The sequence below is a fragment of the Burkholderia sp. SIMBA_051 genome, assembly GCF_046534915.1.
Taxonomy (GTDB): Bacteria; Pseudomonadota; Gammaproteobacteria; order Burkholderiales; family Burkholderiaceae; genus Burkholderia; species Burkholderia ambifaria.
In genome coordinates this window covers 1-236 of record NZ_JAWRXS010000896.1, presented here as the reverse complement: position 1 = coordinate 236, position 236 = coordinate 1, and the positions used below count along the sequence as shown (strand labels likewise).

Here is a 236-nt window from a genome sequence, read left to right as displayed (position 1 = left end):
CCACCGGCATGAACCCTGCCCTCACCGATCCACCGAGTTCATGTCGCAGGTCGTTTCCTGCACGTCGCACAGTCCCCGGAACCACGCCCGCCCCGCCAGTCGTTCGCCCTTGGCGCGCTCGACGATCTCGTCCTGCGGCGAGCGCTTGCGGTCCACCAGGTAATCCAGCAGCACCCAGTCCTCGTGGCAGGCGCGGATGCCCTGGATCTTGCCCATTTCGGTCAGCCAGTCGCTGC

At 66.9% G+C, this 236-nt stretch carries 1 pseudogene; it reads right to left on the bottom strand.

Annotated features, from left to right (window positions below):
• Positions 1-21: 21 nt before the first annotated feature.
• Positions 22-236, bottom strand: a pseudogene (locus SB771_RS37045) (hypothetical protein); the annotation flags it as partial.